The 15,154-nt window shown below is 58.9% G+C and carries 17 protein-coding genes and 1 riboswitch; of the genes, 8 read left to right on the forward strand and 9 right to left on the reverse strand.

Features of this window, described 5'->3' with window-relative positions; translation table 11 throughout:
- The first annotated feature begins 123 nt into the window (after window positions 1-123).
- Together IEW73_RS06215 and IEW73_RS06220 are read left to right on the forward strand one after the other, a co-directional pair.
- The gene (locus IEW73_RS06215; RefSeq protein WP_188671648.1) at window positions 124-714 is read left to right on the forward strand and encodes a peptide deformylase; all 591 of its coding nucleotides are present in this window, start codon (window positions 124-126) and stop codon (window positions 712-714) included.
- Window positions 715-726: 12 nt separating this feature from the next.
- Complete coding sequence (locus IEW73_RS06220) at window positions 727-1,530, forward strand: exodeoxyribonuclease III (protein ID WP_188671649.1); 804 nt, start codon at window positions 727-729, stop codon at window positions 1,528-1,530.
- Between the two features lie 45 nt (window positions 1,531-1,575).
- On the opposite strand, the gene IEW73_RS06225 is transcribed toward IEW73_RS06220, so the two are convergent.
- Complete coding sequence (locus IEW73_RS06225) at window positions 1,576-1,962, reverse strand: hypothetical protein (RefSeq protein ID WP_188671651.1); 387 nt, start codon at window positions 1,960-1,962, stop codon at window positions 1,576-1,578.
- Between the two features lie 171 nt (window positions 1,963-2,133).
- Between IEW73_RS06225 and IEW73_RS06230 the strand changes: the two genes are divergently transcribed.
- Entirely contained in the window at window positions 2,134-2,853 is a 720-nt protein-coding gene (locus IEW73_RS06230; RefSeq protein ID WP_188671653.1) for a lysophospholipid acyltransferase family protein, read from the forward strand.
- Here IEW73_RS06230 and IEW73_RS06235 read toward each other — a convergent pair.
- A complete protein-coding gene (locus tag IEW73_RS06235) occupies window positions 2,850-3,149 on the reverse strand; it encodes a GNAT family N-acetyltransferase (RefSeq protein WP_188671655.1) in 300 nt (99 codons plus the stop codon). The genes IEW73_RS06230 and IEW73_RS06235 overlap by 4 nt on opposite strands.
- A 187-nt stretch (window positions 3,150-3,336) precedes the next feature.
- On the opposite strand from IEW73_RS06235, the gene thiC reads away from it, so the two are divergent.
- The gene (thiC, locus tag IEW73_RS06240) at window positions 3,337-5,001 is read left to right on the forward strand and encodes a phosphomethylpyrimidine synthase ThiC (RefSeq protein WP_188671657.1); all 1,665 of its coding nucleotides are present in this window, start codon (window positions 3,337-3,339) and stop codon (window positions 4,999-5,001) included.
- On the forward strand, window positions 5,001-5,843 hold the full coding sequence (gene thiD / locus IEW73_RS06245; RefSeq protein WP_188671659.1) for a bifunctional hydroxymethylpyrimidine kinase/phosphomethylpyrimidine kinase: 843 nt from the start codon (window positions 5,001-5,003) through the stop codon (window positions 5,841-5,843). The genes thiC and thiD overlap by 1 nt, the downstream gene beginning before the upstream one ends.
- A gap of 26 nt (window positions 5,844-5,869) precedes the next feature.
- Here thiD and IEW73_RS06250 read toward each other — a convergent pair whose 3' ends face one another.
- The 6 genes from IEW73_RS06250 to thiO all read right to left on the reverse strand — a co-directional run bounded on the left by IEW73_RS06250 (window position 5,870) and on the right by thiO (window position 10,791).
- The gene (locus tag IEW73_RS06250; protein WP_229675786.1) at window positions 5,870-6,730 is read right to left on the reverse strand and encodes an adenylate/guanylate cyclase domain-containing protein; all 861 of its coding nucleotides are present in this window, start codon (window positions 6,728-6,730) and stop codon (window positions 5,870-5,872) included.
- A 169-nt stretch (window positions 6,731-6,899) separates the two neighbouring features.
- Complete coding sequence (locus tag IEW73_RS06255; RefSeq protein WP_188671661.1) at window positions 6,900-7,682, reverse strand: DUF2705 family protein; 783 nt, start codon at window positions 7,680-7,682, stop codon at window positions 6,900-6,902.
- Window positions 7,682-8,626, reverse strand: a complete 945-nt coding sequence (locus IEW73_RS06260) for an ABC transporter ATP-binding protein (protein WP_188671664.1) — start codon at window positions 8,624-8,626, stop codon at window positions 7,682-7,684. The genes IEW73_RS06255 and IEW73_RS06260 overlap by 1 nt, the downstream gene beginning before the upstream one ends.
- 95 nt (window positions 8,627-8,721) lie before the next feature.
- Window positions 8,722-9,489, reverse strand: coding sequence for a thiazole synthase (locus IEW73_RS06265; RefSeq protein ID WP_188671666.1), 768 nt, complete (start codon window positions 9,487-9,489; stop codon window positions 8,722-8,724).
- The gene (gene thiS / locus IEW73_RS06270; RefSeq protein ID WP_188671668.1) at window positions 9,482-9,697 is read right to left on the reverse strand and encodes a sulfur carrier protein ThiS; all 216 of its coding nucleotides are present in this window, start codon (window positions 9,695-9,697) and stop codon (window positions 9,482-9,484) included. The genes IEW73_RS06265 and thiS overlap by 8 nt, the downstream gene beginning before the upstream one ends.
- Window positions 9,694-10,791, reverse strand: a complete 1,098-nt coding sequence (gene thiO / locus IEW73_RS06275; protein WP_229675787.1) for a glycine oxidase ThiO — start codon at window positions 10,789-10,791, stop codon at window positions 9,694-9,696. The genes thiS and thiO overlap by 4 nt, the downstream gene beginning before the upstream one ends.
- Window positions 10,790-10,897: riboswitch (TPP riboswitch) on the reverse strand. (Overlaps the previous gene by 2 nt.)
- Window positions 10,898-10,933: 36 nt before the next feature.
- Here thiO and thiE point away from each other — a divergent pair.
- Complete coding sequence (gene thiE / locus IEW73_RS06280; protein ID WP_188671672.1) at window positions 10,934-11,605, forward strand: thiamine phosphate synthase; 672 nt, start codon at window positions 10,934-10,936, stop codon at window positions 11,603-11,605.
- Here thiE and IEW73_RS06285 read toward each other — a convergent pair.
- Entirely contained in the window at window positions 11,600-12,496 is an 897-nt protein-coding gene (locus IEW73_RS06285) for an NUDIX hydrolase (RefSeq protein ID WP_188671674.1), read from the reverse strand. The two genes, thiE and IEW73_RS06285, sit on opposite strands and share 6 nt — an antisense overlap.
- Before the next feature lie 204 nt (window positions 12,497-12,700).
- Between IEW73_RS06285 and IEW73_RS06290 the strand changes: the two genes are divergently transcribed.
- Window positions 12,701-14,143 carry a GlnX family signal transduction membrane protein gene (locus tag IEW73_RS06290; protein WP_188671676.1) on the forward strand — a complete coding sequence of 481 codons (1,443 nt, stop codon included), beginning with the start codon at window positions 12,701-12,703 and terminating at the stop codon, window positions 14,141-14,143.
- Window positions 14,116-15,132: a glutamate ABC transporter substrate-binding protein gene (locus IEW73_RS06295; RefSeq protein WP_443667594.1), complete on the forward strand. Its 1,017-nt coding sequence runs from the start codon at window positions 14,116-14,118 to the stop codon at window positions 15,130-15,132. Before IEW73_RS06290 ends, IEW73_RS06295 begins: the two co-directional genes overlap by 28 nt.
- Window positions 15,133-15,154: the final 22 nt, after the last annotated feature.

Consider the following 15,154-nt stretch of genomic DNA (forward strand, 5'->3'; position numbering starts at 1 on the left):
TCTGTATAAAGCACATTCAACCACCCGTATCAGTCAGTTTTCCGCTACGCGGTGCGGCGAGTCTAAGGTTGTCGTGCTTTCGCAACTTCGCGTTGTCGGATCAACTTAGTACTCTTTACATCCATGGCCATCCATCCGATCCGCGTAGTCGGTGACCCAGTACTCCATGCGCCCACCCGCATCGTCGAGCAACCACCGCAGGATCTCGCGGAGCTCGTGCAAGACATGTTTGACACCATGGACGCAGCGAACGGCGTCGGGCTTGCCGCTAATCAGATTGGCATCGACCTACGGCTGTTTGTCTACGACTGCCCGCGGGAAGATGAGAACGGAAAACATGAACGGCAGCGTGGCGTCGTGATCAACCCGGTTCTCGAAACTTCTGAGATACCTGAAACGATGCCCGACCCTGACGATGATTTAGAGGGCTGCCTGTCAGTTCCCGGCGAGCACTTCCCTACAGGGCGCGCGGACTGGGCCCGCGTGACTGGCGTCGATGTAGAAGGCAACCCCGTTGATATTTCGGGTACCGGTTTGTTCGCCCGCTGCTTGCAGCACGAAGTGGGGCATCTCGACGGGTACCTTTACGTGGACAGGTTGATCGGTCGCAATGCTCGTGCGGCACGCAAAACTATCAAGAAAAACGGTTGGGGCGTCCCGGGGCTTTCCTGGGTTCCCGGAGAAGTTCCAGACCCATTTGGCCACGACGACTGACAGGTATTTTCTGTGTCTGACACACTTCGCTTTGCCACATGGAACGTCAACTCTGCCCGCGCCCGCGTTGATCGAATTTGTGCGTGGCTTGAGAAGTCCAACACTGATGTGCTGGCGATTCAGGAAACGAAATGTAAAGACAACCAGTTTCCGGCAGATAGGTTCACTGACCTCGGTTTTGAAGTCGCACATCTTGGGGCGAACCAATGGAACGGCGTGGCGTTGCTGTCGCGAGTTGGCATCGACGACGTTCAGCGTGGGTTTCCTGGTCAGCCGGAGTGGAGCAAAACAGAGTCGGTGGAGCCGCGGGCGATTGGCGCGACGTGTGCGGGTGTCACATTCTGGAGCCTGTACGTTCCCAACGGCCGGACTTTAGATGACCCGCATTACGCCTACAAGCTTGAGTGGCTTGATGAATTGGCAAATAACGCACAGCAGTGGCTCGAGTCCGATCCTGAGGCGAAAATTGCGCTGACCGGCGACTGGAACATTGCGCCACTGGACGAAGATGTGTGGGATATCGAGGTATTTAGGGATGCCACCCACGTGTCCGAACCTGAGCGGCGAGCATACGAAAGGTTCCTCGACGCCGGGTACAAAGATGTTGTTCGCCCGTTTACCCCCGGCCCCGGCGTCTACACCTACTGGGACTACACGCAACTGCGATTTCCGCGACGCGAAGGCATGCGCATCGATCATATTCTGACTACTCCGGCGCTGGCTGACTGCATTGCCGATGCTCACATTGATCGCGACGAGCGAAAAGGTAAGGGTGCAAGCGACCATGCTCCGGTAGTGGTCGACATCAAGAAGTAGGTTGAGCGCCCCTAGACGCCGACACACTTAGTGCGGCCGACAAACTTAGTGCGTGAGCGCCCCTGCCACTGGGCCGCCTACGCACAGCGCTGTCGCACCAGCCATGGCGCCGACAAGTCGCACCCATCGGTGTCGCCGTGGGACTCGGGCGAGCAAGTCCATCGCCGCGCTTGCTGCGACGCCGAAGACTATTCCGCTCAGCAGCACAGTTGTGGTGACGCTACGAAACTGTTCTGTGCCGTTGAAGATCCAGTTGGCGAGATAGGCCACACTGAGCCCGATTCCCACAAATGGGATAGCTGCTTTCTGCAGTTCGTTAAACGCGGTTCCCCTTGCGTGTTGCTGAACCTTGCGCACTGAGGCGTCCAACCGTAGTGCGAGCGCAGTGTTCACGGCGATCAAAGTGATGGCGACCGCCCATAGAATCGCCATGAATGCGTGCATTGCTCGTCGTCCTTCCGACGCTCAGTGTGGCGTGTGTAGCCGTTCCCTGCCCCAAAACCACGAGTTGTATGAGACACATGTAACACTTACATTGCATTCGGGGCGCGCCCCGACAACAGTAGATACAACATCCTTGGAACGAGCAAGAGAGGCACGATGATGCCAGATACCCCAGACACCGTCGAAGTCAACCAGGACTTCACACACAAAAAGGGTTTGTACTGGTTCCTCAAATATATCCTGCTCGGCCCACTTGTCACGGTCTATAACAGGCCACACTTCGACGGCATCAACAACATTCCGTCTGACGGCCCCGCCATTCTGGCCGGAAACCACCTCTCCATGGCCGACTGGATTTTCACTCCACTCGGTTCCCCACGCAGAATCGCATACCTCGCCAAGAGTGAGTACTTCACCGGAACCGGACTCAACGGCACGTTTCAGCGAACATTCTTCGCCCAAACTGGGCAAGTTCCCATCGACCGCACATCGGCAAACGCGGCCGAAAATGCAATAAGCACCGCCAAGCGACTGCTCAACGAAGGTCGACTAGTAGGCCTTTACCCGGAAGGCACCAGGTCACCCGATGCTCGCCTATACCGCGGCAAAACCGGCGTCGCCCGAATAGCACTGCACACCGGCACACCGATCATCCCTGTCGGTGTTGTTGGCACCGACAAAGTGTGTCGGCCGGGAAAGAAGGAATGGCGCCGACACCGCGTCACTGTCAAGTTCGGCGAGCCCATCGACCCAGCTGACTTTGGGCGCAGCGGAGACGCCGATGCTGAACGCGCCCTCACTGACCACCTGATGCAGCAAATCCAGGCGCTCACCGGGCAGCAATACGTTGATGAATACGCGCCGCGCCACAAACGCTAAGAGGCAACCAAATCCTGATACTCCGGAAACCGCTTCAAAAAGCCCTGAACATACGTGCACACTGGCCGAAACTGCTGCTGGCGCACTCGCATTCCGTCGAGCACTCCCCGCACTAAGGCCCGTGCAATTCCTTGGCGGCTGTATTCCTCGTCGATAATCGTGTGCAACAGGGTGATGGTGCCGTCGTCGGCAATTTCGTACCCTTCAAGGCCCGCGAATTCACCGTTGACCCACACTTCGTACCGGGACCTCGACTGGTTATCGAACACCTCGATTGAGCGTTCCTCATCAGCCATAATCGACCTCCCGTACACCGTCGCGGATCATGAGTGAATATCTTCAGTGTATTCACAAGCCCAATCCGCTAGGGTGGGGGCCACTACGAACAATCTTCACGGGTGCTCGCACCAGCGGGCTGAGAGGACGGCTAGGGCCGTCGACCGTATGAACCTGACCGGGTAATTCCGGCAAGGGAGGCTTCTTATGCGCACGCCTGTCTCAACCGATCCCACCACCGTCACCACGGGGCCTATCCAGGGAAGCAGCAAGGTCTACAAGCCAGTTCCTGACACTGACGGCCTCACTTTCCCCGTTCGCCGCGTCCACCTGACCAACGGTGAGCATCTAGATTTGTACGACACGTCCGGCCCATACACGGACACCGAAGCAACCATTGATCTAGAAAATGGCTTGCCGAAGATGCGCGATGCATGGACCAAACCAGCGCCTGTGGACGGGGCTTCGACACAACTCGCGTGGGCCCGCGCTGGAATCATCACTGATGAGATGCGCTATATCGCCGCCCGCGAACGCGTCTCACCTGAATTGGTTCGCGACGAGGTTGCACGTGGCCGCGCTGTGATCCCCGCTAACCACAAACACCCAGAATCCGAGCCGATGATTATTGGCAAAGCCTTTGCGGTGAAGATCAATGCGAACATCGGCAACAGTGCCGTCAGCTCCTCGATAGCCGAGGAAGTGGAAAAAATGGTGTGGGCGTCTCGTTGGGGTGCCGACACCATCATGGACTTGTCGACAGGCAAGAACATTCATGAGACCCGCGAATGGATCATGCGTAACTCCCCAGTACCGGTGGGGACAGTGCCGATTTATCAGGCGTTGGAGAAGGTGAACGGCGATCCGACTCGCCTGACGTGGGAGCTTTACCGCGACACAATCATTGAGCAGTGCGAGCAAGGCGTGGACTACATGACTGTCCATGCTGGAGTACTTCTGCGGTACATCCCACTCACGGCGAAACGCGTTACCGGCATTGTCTCGCGTGGCGGTTCGATCATGGCTGCCTGGTGCTTGGCCCATCACCAGGAATCCTTCCTGTACACACACTTCCGGGAACTGTGCGAGATCCTCCGCGAGTACGACGTGACGTTCTCTCTCGGCGACGGATTGCGGCCCGGTTCCATCGCCGATGCCAATGATGAAGCTCAGTTCGCCGAACTTCGCACGCTCGGTGAGCTGACGAAAATCGCCAAATCCTACGGTGTTCAGGTCATGATTGAGGGCCCAGGCCACGTGCCGATGCACAAGATCGCCGAGAATGTTCGGCTCGAGGAGGAACTGTGCGAGGAGGCACCGTTTTACACCCTCGGCCCGTTGGCTACTGATATCGCACCTGCGTATGACCACATCACCTCGGCTATCGGCGCCGCGATGATCGCGCAGGCAGGAACTGCGATGCTCTGCTACGTGACACCCAAGGAGCACCTGGGGTTGCCGAACCGCGATGACGTCAAGGTCGGTGTGATCACCTACAAGATTGCGGCTCATTCAGCGGATCTCGCCAAGGGCCACCCACACGCCCAGGAACGAGACGACGCACTGTCTCGGGCGCGGTTTGAGTTCCGGTGGATCGACCAGTTCAACCTGTCACTCGATCCCGACACGGCCCGGGAGTACCACGACGAAACTCTGCCTGCCGAGCCGGCTAAAACCGCCCACTTCTGCTCCATGTGCGGACCAAAATTCTGCTCCATGCGTATCTCCGCGGATGTACGTGAATACGCGGAACGCAACGGAATGTCCACGCAGGAAGATATCGACCGCGTGCTTGCCCAGGGAATGGCGGAAAAGTCAGCTGAGTTCGCAGACAACGGCAACCAGGTGTATCTGCCTATCTCCACGAGCTGATGGATTGGTTGCTCCCTCCCCCACCAGCCGGAGAGACGCCGCAACGGGTTCTCACCATTGCGGGCTCTGACTCTGGTGGGGGCGCGGGAATCCAAGCGGACTTACGCACGTTTGCGCTGTGTGGGGTGCACGGCTGCGTAGCGGTCACAGCTGTGACGGTGCAGAACTCCGTTGGGGTGACTGGGGTGCATGAAATTCCCCCGGACACCGTCGCGGCACAGATACATTCCGTCACTTCGGATATTGGCGTCAAAGCCGCAAAAACAGGGATGCTGTCGTCAGCGCCCATCATCGAAGCCGTAGTTGACGCATGTGAGGCACTCGGGATTGGTGCATCAATTCCGCTTGTCGTCGATCCCGTGGCCGCCTCCATGCACGGTGATCCCCTGCTGCGGGCTGATGCCCTCGATGCTGTGCGCAACAGGTTGATACCGCGGGCGACCGTCGTGACGCCCAACCTAGACGAGGTACGCCTCATCACCGGAATCGACGTCACCGACAACCAAAGTCAGCAAGCGGCAGCTGAAGCGCTATTGAACATGGGGGCGACGTGGGCGCTCGTAAAAGGTGGACACATGCGCTCTTCCCTTGAGAGCCGCGATTTGCTCACCAACGGGCAGGAAAACTTCGAGTTCACCGCGAAACGTGTCGACACCACGCACGACCACGGCGGCGGGGACACTCTCGCGGCGGCAATTACCAGTGCGCTGGCCCACGACTACGCAATGCCTGACGCGGTCGCTTTCGCTAAAACCTGGGTGACGCAGTGCTTAACCGCGGCATACCCGCTGGGCGCAGGCCACGGCCCGGTATCTCCGTTGTGGCGGCTGAATGCTCACTGACGGGCTGTGTCGATCAGATTTGACGGTCAGTCAGATTTGATGCGCTTGATCGCAAAGATACGTACGTCGCTGGGAACGCCAGACATTTTCTGCTTAAAGAATCGACGGTGTGGTCGTGCAAAAACCCCGCGACGCTTAAGTTCTTCTTCGCCCAACACCTCGAGTGCGTGCCCCGACATCATGAGGTTTCCGCTGCCCCCTGCCTCCATGACGCGAGCTGCCACATTGACATCGACGCCGAGCCAGTCGTCGCCGATCGGGCGTGGTGAACCAGTGTGGATTCCGACACGCATGTAGGGCCGGTACCCGCCTATCTCGACCCGTTTGAGTTTGGTTCGTGCGTCGATCATTGCGTCAAGAGCTAAACACGGTGCCGGGAACACCGCCATAATTCCGTCACCCATCCGTTTCACCACAGTTCCACGGTGGTCAGTGATGGCAGTTTCAACAGTTTGGGCCACCAGGCGCAACAGTGTGAGTGTCGCATCGTCGCCCACTTCAAGAGCCCAGGCCGAGAAGCCGACGAGGTCCGTGAAGACAATGGTGACCTCACGTTCGCCCCGTCCGCGACCACATTTCTCAAGGATTGACTGCCACACTTGGAGCCCGCCGAGGCTGACCTCTCGTGTCGCCCCGGGGGCGGGATCGAAAAACCTGTCGGCAACGCGTGCGATGCGAGCAGGTCCGCCCTTGCCTGCGGTGGACAGCGGATCACCAAACCCTGGGTCGCCCGGAAGGACTTTTCGTATGCGCCGGGTCATCGACACCAATGTTGGGTGTTGGTCAGTCTTGTGAAGCCATTCAACAATGCGTTGTCCCGCGACGGGTACGGCCTCGAGATCAGGTTCACCCGGTTTTGCGTCAGGTCCTGGTGAATTGTCTGGCACAAAAACCACCTTACGTGATGACTTGCTTCTGATTTCGTATCTTCGACGCCAAGAGACCCGGTGCCGCTGGGGTGGCACCGGGTCTCTGTTTACCGATCTCCACGGGGCGCACCACCACCCCGGAGTTCGGCATCTTGTGATTACTCCCGACTAGTAATCACAAGTCTTGTTAGGCGTCACGCTTATTGAGAAGTACTAACGCGCCACCAAATATCACCGCGGTGACAGCGACGAAGTACGCCAGGCCACCCCAGTAGTTCCAGTGGAAAGTTTCGGCCAGCATTTCGCCCGCGAATCCTCTGCCACCGGTGAGGAAGTACTGGATGTTCAAGAACGGCAGGAAAGGCATAATGTGGTCGCCAACGCGGGGCAGGGCCGTAAGGACATTCTCGACAAGCAATGGCCACAGCAACACGATCGTGACGGCTCCTGCTGTCTGCCGGACCAGTGAACCGATCGCTACGGCCAGAATCGACGCGAGGACTGCGTAGACAACCAGTGACCCGATGGACCACAAGGTGTCACTGTTTGTCAGAACCAGTGCTTCGCCCTCGACGGGGCCTGCCACAAATCGTCCGATGAGGACGGCAACAACAGATACGACGAGTACGAGAACGCCTGACCAGATCGCTGCGATTCCAGCTTTGGCAACAAGCACTTTGCTTCGGTTATTCGCCGCCATAAAGGTGTTTCGGATGACTCCGAAACGGTACTCGCTGGTGACTATCAGTGCAGCTAGCACCATAAGAACCATGATGCCGAACAGTTGCACACCGCCAAGGACGGCCTCAGCTGTTAGTCCGCCGCCACCAAACTCTTCGGTGTCGAAGTTGCTGCTGAAGTGGGCAGTGACCCATGCCAAACCGAGTCCGGCAACGATCACGATCGCGCTGCACCACCAAGGTGATTTCACTGATGTGAGCTTGATTCGCTCAGCTGCTAGAACGCCCATCAGTGGACACCTCCTGCTGTATCGACGCCGACTCCGTGGTATTCGACGGAGTCGCCGGTAAGTTTCATGAAAGCTTCTTCAAGTGATCCGCGCTGTGCTGCAAGCTCGTGCAAGGTGATCCGGTTTTGCGACGCAATGTCACCGACCGCCTCTGTCGTTGTTCCGACCACGAGCAGCGATGGGGACTCAACTGTGCTGGCACCGTCTTCGCGAACGGTGAGACCGTGCGAGGTGAGTGCAGTGCGAAGTGCGTCGGCCTGCGGTGACCGAACCTTCACTGTGGCACCCGATGCACGTTCGACGAACTCGTCGACCGTTGTGTCAGCGATAAGTTGCCCCTTGCCGATAACGACCAAGTGTTCAGCAGTTTGGGCCATTTCAGACAGCATGTGGCTCGAAACGAGAACCGTGCGGCCCTCGCTTGCGAGTTGCTGCATGAACATCCGAATCCACCGAATTCCTTCGGGGTCAAGCCCGTTGACTGGTTCGTCAAACAGCAGGACTTCGGGATCGCCGAGAAGTGTTGCTGCGAGACCTAGTCGCTGTGACATTCCGAGGGAGAAGCTACCGGCCTTCTTCTTGCCTACGGCGCTGAGGCCAACAAGTTCGAGTACTTCGTCCACCCGAGATGCGGGGATCCCGTTGGTTGCCGCCATCCATCGGAGGTGACTCCTCGCCGAACGGTTGGGGTGCACCCACTTTGCGTCAAGAAGTGCACCAACATGGCGCAAAGGCTGCTTCAGTTCTGCGTACTTTTTGCCGTTGATCGTGGCTGTTCCGGCGGTTGGGTTATCCAGCCCGAGGATCATGCGCATTGTGGTTGATTTTCCCGCACCATTTGGGCCGAGGAATCCCGTCACAATTCCGGGACGAACGTCGAAGGTCAGGTTGTCGACTGCCTTCGTCGGTCCGTATGCCTTGGTTAGGCCGCGTACTTGGATCATGGTGAGAAGTCTGCCCGACAGGTCCCCTTTCCCACATCGTCCTTAGGTCTCAACTTGAGTCATACTTTGGTATGACTCAAGCCCCTAAGCGACCCTTATCCGGAAATGTCGGGTGACGGTGAAGATGGGAATGCCCAGTGCCGCTTTGGGATTCGCCCGGCCGTGCGAGCTAGTCTGCCAGCTGTGACTGCTGCCGCCATGGCCTCTGCCATGCGCGGTGGATCACCTGCACGCGTGACTGCGGTGGCGAGCAGCACAGCATCGCACCCAAGTTCCATCGCCTGGGCCGCGTCGCTTGCCGTTCCAATTCCCGCGTCGAGAATGACGGGAACTTGAGCCCGTTCAACAATCATTTCGATGTTGTGCGGATTATTGATTCCTAAACCTGTTCCGATCGGTGATCCCAACGGCATGACAGCGGCGCACCCGGCTTCTTCGAGCCTCTTCGCAAGCGCTGGGTCGTCATTTGTGTAAGGCAAGACTGTGAACCCGGCATCGACGAGGTCCTCGGCTGCGGCAAGGAGTTCCACAGCGTCAGGCAAGAGTGTGTGTTCGTCGGCGATCACTTCAAGCTTGATCCAGTTGGTGCCGAGGGCTTCGCGGGCGAGTTTCGCGGTTAGGACTGCTTCGCTTGCAGTGCGGCAACCTGCCGTGTTCGGCAATGCTCGTATCCCCAACCGTTGCAGCAGTGGGAACACTCCGTCGTTGCCGGTGAGGTCGGCGCGACGAATCGCCACAGTCGTCATCTCTGTACCGGACTTAACAAGGGCTTCCTCGAGAACGACAAGATTCGCCGCGCCACCTGTCCCCATAATCAGCCTGGACGAAAATGACTCCCCTGCGATGATGAGCGGTTCAGCCACCTTGTACCGCCGTCACGATCTCGATGCGCAGCGATGGATCAACCGAAGTTGAGGACCATTCATCTTTCGGGACGACTTCACCAGCGACAGCAATGGCAAGCCCCTTGGGTTGCAAACCCAATTGATCCAGCAGTTCAGCGAGAGTGCTGCCTGGAACGAACTCGCGCCATTCCCCGTTGATCTGAATTTCACGCAAAACCGGTGTCATGTAAACCTCCTTGGGTGGGCCGACGCGATGTTCGGCATGGGCAAGCCCTCTATCTCAGCGCATACCGCGTCTGCGGTGAGTGGTGCGAGCAAAATGCCAGACCTTCCGTGTCCGGCCGCGACTATCGTGTCGTCACTAACCGCCCCGACCAGGGGTACGCCGTCGGGTGTCATGGGCCGCAATCCGGCGACATAGTCCGTGACCTCGTACTCGACGATGCCGGGAAACACCACTTCTGCGTCCGCAATCAGGTCCCGTAACCCTCCCACCGTAACGGCAGTGTCGTGTCCTGCTTCGTATTGTGTTGCCCCGACGACAAGGCCATCCGGTCGCGGCACAAGGTAGACCTGCCGCCCCCTGACCCAACCGCGAATAATGTACTGGGGTGGTTCGACGCTCGTCGACCGTCGCCGCACGCGCAAAACTTCCCCTTTGACGGGGCGGATGCGAATACTCGGCAGCAAACGCGGCGTCCACGGACCCGTCGCAACGATTCTCTTCGGTTCGGGCAACGATCGAAGGTCGGTCACTTGCTCCGTAATCGTAGTGACGCCCGTGAGTTCGCAGGCTTGCCGGAGAGCACGCAACAGCACTCGGTTGTCCACCGCAAGCTCCTGATCCGCGAAGAACCCTGGACGCAAAGACCTCGACAACGCTGGCTCACGGTCGCGTAATTCCCGCCTCGTTAACATCGGGGCTTGTGCTCCGCGCTCGGCAAGCCACTGGTGGACTCGATGCACATTAGCTATGTCAGCATCATCCGCGCCGACGGTAATCGCACCGCGCGCCGTGATTATGTCCCGCCCCAACGCTCCGAGGTCGTCAACAAAACGCGGCCAGCGCTGCAGTGACGCCATCCCGAGGTCGAACAAGGCCTCCTCACCCGGCCATGCTTCACTCAGCGGCGCAACCATTCCGCCCGCAACCCATGTCGTGGTGTTCTCTAGCGGCGTTGGTTCGTACAAGCTGACAGTGTGCCCGTTCCGCGCCAGGCGCCACGCGATGGACGCACCGATGACGCCACCTCCGACCACAGCGATCGAGCTCGACGACCTCGAGCTCACTGTGGTTGAGGTGGTTTCACTTGGGTACACCGAATATCCTCCAGCTCCCTGCGCCAGCATTACCTGGTCAGGTTCGACGGTCGGAGCGACGCGCTCCCTCTCAGCTTCCGTTCTTGAAGCTCCCGTGCACACGTGTGTGACAACTCCACGTTAGCCCGATACGGTCACAGGTGTGGAATCGCCGCGCGACCGTATTCGCTCAGCCCAGTTGTATCTTTGCACCGACGCCCGCCGAGAACGCGGGGATCTTGCTGACTTCGCAGAAGCTGCATTGTCTGGTGGCGTAGACATCATTCAGCTGCGCGACAAGGGTTCAGTTGGCGAGAAACAGTTTGGGCCCATGGAAGCTCAAGATGAGCTCGCCGCGCTTGCGGTTCTCTCCGCAGCTGCCCATCGGCACGGAGCCCTGCTGGCCGTCAACGACCGAGCAGACATCGCCTTAGCCGCACGAGCTGACGTTCTGCACCTCGGCCAGCGCGACCTGCCCGTGCACTACGCACGAAGCATCGTCGGGAAAGACACAGTTATCGGGCGGTCCACCCACGATGCCCACCAAGCAGAATTTGCAGCACACGAACCTGACATTGACTACTTCTGCGTCGGACCGTGTTGGAGCACCCCCACGAAGCCTGGTCGCACGCCCGCAGGTCTCGGCCTGGTGTGTGTCGCTCGTGACATCGAAACTGAACGACCGTGGTTCGCTATCGGCGGCATCGACGAGACACGTGTCTCGCAAGTGGTGGGGCACGGTGCTCAACGAATTGTGGTGGTCCGCGCCATCACTGAGGCCGATGATCCACACGCGGCCGCTCGCCGCCTCAAAACACAACTTCCGGCGCTATGACCCACTAGCTGCCAGCCACGCCAGGATCGTTTTTGGACCCAGCACCCGCACATCACCTGGTAGGCGCTCCTTCAAACCGCGGTCCGCGCTCACGACGACAGTCGTCACCCTGTTGGTCGCGCTCCCGTCGGCAGCACTCCCGTCAGCGCTGCGTTTCGCACGTTCGACGATGTGATCATCACCAATCCCGTCAGCGGCGAACATTGTTACTACGCCGGTGTCGTCGAACTTTTCGATAGCGCCGCGCGCCTGACCTTCTACAACAAGTTCCGCGCCGTTAACCCACCCGAAGCCACCACCCGGTAGCGGACAAGTAACAGGAAAAGCATGCTGAAGTTCTTGCGCGAAGGCAAGCGTGGCCCCCGCCCTGTCCCGCCACCAGCCATTGGCCCTGGCTCCTACAACATTCGCGGAGTCAACAATGAGACGTATTTGCGTCAGTTCCAGTTTGGGCCACGTCTCCGCCAAACCCGGGTGAAGCCGGTAGCCCTTAACTTGAGATTCCGGGACCCACGCCAGCGCAATGCTTTCGCTATTACCGACGGCCGGCATCTGACGGGCAATGTCGGCGACAACCGTGGTGTACTCCCAACCTGGGACATCCTCACCCGTCGCGACGCGAGCCCGCACCCGGACATGCTTCCGAGAAATCCCCGTCTCTTCCTCAGCTTCACGCAACGCCGCATGAATTTCGGTCTCATGACTATCTCGCGCCCCACCAGGCAAACCCCACGTGTCTCCGTGATGGCACCACTGGGCTCGATGTTGTAGGAGGACAGTGGGCGCGCCGGACGCATCCGGGCTTCTCAGCAACAAACCTGCTGCCCCGTGCTTGCCCCACCGGCGTACGCCATGAGACCCAACAACCCACCCATCACCGTCGCCACGCATCGCTGTCGAGCACCTCGCTTCCGCGGGAATCTCCCCCTCATTCCAGGGTAATTGCCAGATCTCAAATTGGTGACGATCGCGACACACCCCCCTCTGTCATGTAATGCATTACACACGGTGGAAGATGAAGGATAAAGAACCGGTTTGCGAACACAACCGTGGAACGCGAACTGTCGGCGCGAACTGATGGGGAGGTGTGGCGCGATGCCCAAATCATCGGGCGCGCAGAAACACGAACCGGCATCGTTCGGGTTCAACCGATTCGGTATCGACCCGTCCGCTCCACAACCGCCCTCCGGTCAGGGCGAGCCGGAATGGCTCATGCCCAAGGCCCGAAAACCCAGCGCTCGAAAGTACGCAAAGTATTACCCGAACCAGGCGAATGTTGTGAGTGACATCGCCTCGTCGAGCCCAGGGAAACTTGTCCTCGCTGCTTTCGCTTTGATCTTGCTGTGTATTGGAGCAGGGGCGGTCACGGCATCATCGATCACCACGCGGCAGGATCAACTCGATGCCCTCATCGCCAATACGGAGCCGATCGCCAGTTCGGCACTTGAGCTCTACAGCGCGTTGTCGATTGCTGATGCTGCAGCCAGCACCGCATTCGTTTTCGGGGGAATCGAACCGGACGACCTCAGGGACCGGTATTTGCGGGCGAACTTCGACGCGGCCCGTTCGATCGTCAACGCTTCGTCCCAAGTTGGCGATGATGATGGGCAAGCCCAGCAGCTTTTGTCAGAAATCTCCATGCACCTACCTCTGTATGCTGGGTTAATCGAGAGTGCCCGATCAAACAATCGAGTAGGCAACCCGGTCGGCGCCGCGTACCTCAACGAGGCGTCGCACATGATGCGCACACGAGTACTTCCCCAGTCTGAGGACCTGTACCGGACGCAAGCTCAGAAGGTTGCAGACTCGCACGCCACGTTCATTCATCCGCCATGGGCCGCGATCGCCACCGTCTTAGTGGTAGTGCTGATCCTTATCGGCGCGCAGATACGGTTGTCTCGAAAAACCCAGCGCACCCTGAATTTTGGGTGGGTGGTCGCAACTCTCGTGATGATCCTGGTCTTAATGTGGCTGCTCACGGTTGGGCTTTTTTCGCGCGCTGAAGCCAACCGTGCACTAAACGAAGGAATCCGCCCACTAGACAAACTCGCTACTACCCGCATCCTCGCTCAACAGGCTCGCGCAGACGAAACACTCGGGCTTGCAAGGCGGGGCGAGGCCAGCGATATCGAAGCTAGCTTTTCTCGTGCTTCCGAAGCGGTGGCAGAGAACCTGTCCGCACTACAAGGCGACGATCGAATTTCTTCTGGCCGAGACGAGATTAATGCTGCAATTGCTGCCCACGATGGGTGGAGGCAGGCTCACGACCGGATGGCTGTGCTGTACAGCGCAGGTGATCACATTGGGGCTTCGCGTATCGCCGTCGGCGGAGGGGAGTTTGATTCCACTGCCCAGTTTGCAGCTCTCGACGACGCGCTGAGTGAGGGAATTGTCGCCACACGCGCGGAAGTTCGCACGGCCATCTTCCGCACTCGCAATGCTCTAGTGTTCGCTGCGGGCGGTGTTATCGCGCTGTCAGTCATCGCAGGCCTTGCTGTTGCCGGTGGGGTATGGCCACGACTCAGGGAGTATCAGTGACGCGTATTGGTGCTCTGCGCAAGATCACGCTCGCCGCGGCGTTAGTAGTTGTTACCGCGACAAGTTGCGCAGCACCGTCAGAAGTGCCAGGGATCCCCCCGACGTATCCACCGTTACCGCTGCCGAGTGGCGCTGAAGTTGTGCCACACCCTGCGACGGTCGAGCCGCCGCCGAGTCTCGATTGCGACCCGACCGCCAGCCTGCGGCCGTCGGCTCCCAACCCGCCGCCGGGGGAACTTCCGCCCGACAACCCTGTCGCTGAGATCTACGAACGGGGGCGCCTCATCGTCGGGCTCGATGCGGGTAGCAACCTTTTCAGCTTCCGCGATCCGATTTCTGGGGATTTGGTTGGATTCGATGTGGATATTGCCCGGGAGATCGCACGTGATATTTTCGGCGACCCCGATCGGGTGGAATTTGAAATCCTGACGTCGGCCCAACGCATTTCTGCGCTCGAAAGTTCGCAAGTTGATGTGGTTGTCAAGACGATGACCATTACGTGTGAGCGTCGGGAACTTGTTGAGTTCTCTACCGCGTACTTTCAGGCGTATCAACGCATTCTGACGGTGAGCGGCTCAGGCATCAGTAGCGCGGAAGATCTGGCGGACCGTACTGTCTGCGTGGTCAAGGGCACCACTTCCCTGACGCGTATCCAGCGCTTGCAGCCAAAGGCCACTGTGCTCGGTGTGGCCTCATGGGCAGATTGCCTCGTGGCTTTACAACAGCAACAGGCCGATGCCATCTCAACTGACGATTCGATCCTCGGTGGACTCAATGCACAGGACCCGTACCTTGAAATCGTTGGTGGCTTCCTCAGTTCCGAACCCTACGGGGTTGGCGTGAACCTCAATAACCCCGATCTTGTGCGATTTGTTAACAACACGCTCGAACGGATACGGGCGGACGGCACGTGGAATCAGTTCTATCAACAGTGGTTATCGGTGCTCGGGCCGTCCCCGGGGCCGCCGCCAGCCCGGTACCGAGACTGACCCCCCCCCGACGAGCACCCCA

This window comes from Hoyosella rhizosphaerae, from assembly GCF_014643175.1.
Lineage (GTDB): Bacteria > Actinomycetota > Actinomycetes > Mycobacteriales > Mycobacteriaceae > Lolliginicoccus > Lolliginicoccus rhizosphaerae.